3 protein-coding genes are annotated in these 3280 nt (G+C 71.6%); 2 read left to right on the plus strand and 1 reads right to left on the minus strand.

The annotated features are described in order from the left end of the window. Nucleotides 1-255: 255 nt before the first annotated feature. Nucleotides 256-1143: a PAC2 family protein gene (locus CVO76_RS16240; RefSeq protein ID WP_244186060.1), complete on the minus strand. Its 888-nt coding sequence runs from the start codon at nucleotides 1141-1143 to the stop codon at nucleotides 256-258. 105 nt (nucleotides 1144-1248) lie between these two features. Here CVO76_RS16240 and CVO76_RS16245 point away from each other — a divergent pair, with 105 nt between their 5' ends. Together CVO76_RS16245 and CVO76_RS16250 are read left to right on the plus strand one after the other, a co-directional pair. Next, on the plus strand, nucleotides 1249-2028 hold the full coding sequence (locus CVO76_RS16245) for an HAD family hydrolase (RefSeq protein ID WP_133083097.1): 780 nt from the start codon (nucleotides 1249-1251) through the stop codon (nucleotides 2026-2028). Next, nucleotides 2025-3179, plus strand: coding sequence for a site-2 protease family protein (locus tag CVO76_RS16250; RefSeq protein ID WP_208740127.1), 1155 nt, complete (start codon nucleotides 2025-2027; stop codon nucleotides 3177-3179). The genes CVO76_RS16245 and CVO76_RS16250 overlap by 4 nt, the downstream gene beginning before the upstream one ends. The last annotated feature ends 101 nt before the right edge of the window (nucleotides 3180-3280 follow it).

Here is a 3280-nt window from a genome sequence, read left to right on the forward strand (position 1 = left end):
CGACGTCGTGGCGGTGCGCGAGCAGATCCGCGTGTGTCTGGCCGACGACCTCGACGCGCCCTCGGCCCTGGCCGCGGTGGACGCCTTCGCCGCGTCCGCACACCGTTCCGCGGGCGATGCCGCCGGCCGGCAGGGCCTGGCGGACGTGGTCGACGCGCTGCTCGGCGTCCGGCTCTAGCAGCGGCCGCAGCGGAGCTGCCCGGTCGAACGTGTCCGTGCGCGTGGCGGCCCGTCCTGCCGGGCCCGTCAGGACCGCTAGTCCCGGCGGCGCTTCTTCAGGTAGCGCTCGAACTCGCGGGCGATCGACTCGCCGCTCGCCTCGGGGAGGTCCACGGTGTCCTTGGCCTCCTCGAGCTGGCGCACGTATGCGGCCACCTCCGGGTCCTCCGTCGCGAGCTCGTCCACGCCCCGTTCCCACGCCTCGGACTCCTCCGTCAGGACATGGGTGTCGACCGTGATCTGCAGGATCTCCTCGAGCTTGTTCAGGAGGGCCAGCTGCGCCTTCGGCGACGGGGACTGACCGACGTAGTGCGGTACGGCCGCCCACAGCGACATCGTGGGGATGTCCGCGAGCAGGCCCATCTCGGCCAGCACACCGACGATGCCGATGGGTCCCTCGTAGGTGGACGGTTCGACGTCGAGGCTCTCACGGACGAGGTCGTCGTCCGAGGTGACCGTCACAGGGATGGGCCGCGAGTGGGGCACGTCGGCCAGCAGCGCGCCGACCAGGACGATGCAGTCGACACTCAACTCCTTCGCGAGCGCGACGAGCTCCGCGGTGTAGGCGCGCCACTTGTAGGAGGGCTCGACGCCGTTGACGAGGATCAGGTCGACGTTCGAGTCGGGGACGACGGCCTTGCTGATCCGGGTGTTGGGCCACTTGATGCGTCGCTGGCCGGAGGAGTTCCGCTTGATCATGGGACGGGTGAACTGGAAGTCGTAGAACTCGTCGGCGTCGATGGTCGAGATGCGCTCGCTGCCGAAGAACCGGCCCAGGTACTTCAGTCCGTCGCTGGCCGCCTCGCCGGCGTCGTTCCAACCCTCGAACGCGGCGAGCATGATCGTGATGCGGCGCTCGGGTTCGCCGGCATCCTGGAAAAGGTCCTGTACGCCACTGGGCTGGTTCTCTTCGAAGCTGTCCACGTTCTCACCCTAAACCCCGGTGCGCGACCATGTCAGGCGGGGTTCCGCGGCTACGCGCAGAGCAGATGTGCGGGCCTGTCAAGGGGTCGCCGTAGACTGGAAGGTATGGCCAACCACCCCACCGGCAGCGTCCAGACCCTTCCCCGCACCGCCCTCCGGAGCGACGGCTCCGCAGCCGACGGGAACCTTGGCGGACTGCAGGGCGTGCTGTGGGACATGGACGGGACGATCGTCGACACGGAGCCGTACTGGATCCGGGCCGAGAAGGAACTGGTCGAATCCCACGGTGGCACCTGGACCACCGAGCAGGCCACCCTGCTCGTCGGCCAGGCCCTCGAGTACTCCGCCGGGCAGCTCCAGCAGGCCGGCGTCGACCTCGACGTCCGTACCATCATCGAACACCTCACGGAGCGTGTGGCGGCGGACGTGCGCACGGAGGTGCCCTGGCGCCCGGGGGCGAGGGAGCTGCTGGCAGCCCTCCGCGCGGAAGGCGTCCCCTGTGCGATGGTCACCATGTCGGAGAGCCTCCTCGCCGGTGCGGTCGCCGCGCGGCTGCCCGAGGGCACCTTCTCCCACCTCGTCACGGGGGACCGCGTGAGTGCCGGCAAGCCCGACCCGGAGGCATACCAGCTGGGCTTCGACCTGCTCGCAGCGGACCACCCGGGCCTCAGCAAGGACCGCGTCGTCGCCGTGGAGGACTCCCTTCCCGGCGTCACCTCCGCCCTCGCCGCCGGACTGGTCACGCTCGCCGTCCCCCACTTCGTGCCGCTGCCGCCCGACGACCGCCGCACCGACTGGGACACCCTCGAGGGACGGACGCCGGCCGACCTCGCCGCGCTCCTGCCCGGGAACAGCCGGTCCGAGGGCGCGGGGAACGGCGCATGAGTCGAGGACAGCAGGTTCCCCCGAGGGAGGCGAGCCCCGGGCTCTCCCTCGGGCGCATCGCCGGTATCCCGGTGGTCCTGGCCTGGTCGTGGTTCGTCATCACGGCCTTCATCGTTCTCGTCTTCGGGCCCCGCGTCAGTGGCGCCTTCCCGGAGATCGGGCCCGGCGCCTACGGCGTCGCCCTCGGGTACGCCCTGCTCCTCGCCGCGTCCGTGCTCATCCACGAACTGGCCCACGCCCTCACCGCCCGTGCCTTCGGCTGGCCGACCACGCGGATCGTCCTGAACCTGTGGGGCGGACACACCCAGTTCGCGAGCTTCAACGCCTCGCCCGGCCGGTCCCTGGCGGTCGCGCTCGCCGGCCCCGCCGCCAACTTCGTCCTCGCGGGTCTGGGGTGGGCGCTGCTCCAGGCCATGACGCCCGGCTCCGTGTCCTACCTCCTCGTCACCATCCTGGTCTGGGCCAACCTCCTCGTGGCCGCGTTCAACGTCCTGCCCGGCCTGCCGCTCGACGGCGGCCGCCTGGTCGAGAGCGCGGTGTGGAAGGCGACCGGCAGTCAGGAGAAGGGCACCGTGGCCGCCGGGTGGGCAGGGCGCATCATGGTCGTCCTGCTGCTCGGCGTGGTGGTCGGCGTACCGCTGCTCCAGGGGCGCGGCCCGGACCTGACGGTCATCCTCATCGCCGTGGTCATGGGTGCCTTCCTGTGGCTGGGGGCGACGTCCGCCATCGAGAACGCACGCATGCGTCAGCGCCTGCCCGCCATCAGCGCGGGACGGCTCCAGCAGCGCGCACTCGGCCTCCCCGCCGGCACCACGGTGCTCGCCGCCCGCCGCCTGCTCCGGGAGAACCCTGGCGCCGCCGTCGTCGTGACCGGCGCATCCGGGGTCCCGGAGGCCGTCGTCGACGAGGCCGCACTGCTCGCCGTCCCCGAGGAGGCTGCGGGCACGACGGCGGTCAATGCGACCGCACGTCGCCTCGCCGCAGGGGCCTATGTGCCCGAGTGGGCCGAGGGGCAGGAACTCGTGCAGTTCCTCGCACGCCTCGAGGGCAGCGAGTACGCCGTGGTGAACCGCCAGGGCGCCGTGACCGGCCTGCTCCACCAGCGCACGGTCGTACAGGCCATCACCGGTAAGACCACCCCCGGCGCCTGAGGGCCCCGGGGCATCGCCCACCCATCTCGACCTCACCCATGCCGGTCCTGCCGGCCCTCGCCGAAGGATCCCCCATGAGCTCCACCCCCACACCCCCCGAG

Source organism: Arthrobacter agilis (genome assembly GCF_002953615.1).
In the GTDB taxonomy this organism is placed as follows: domain Bacteria; phylum Actinomycetota; class Actinomycetes; order Actinomycetales; family Micrococcaceae; genus Arthrobacter_D; species Arthrobacter_D agilis_B.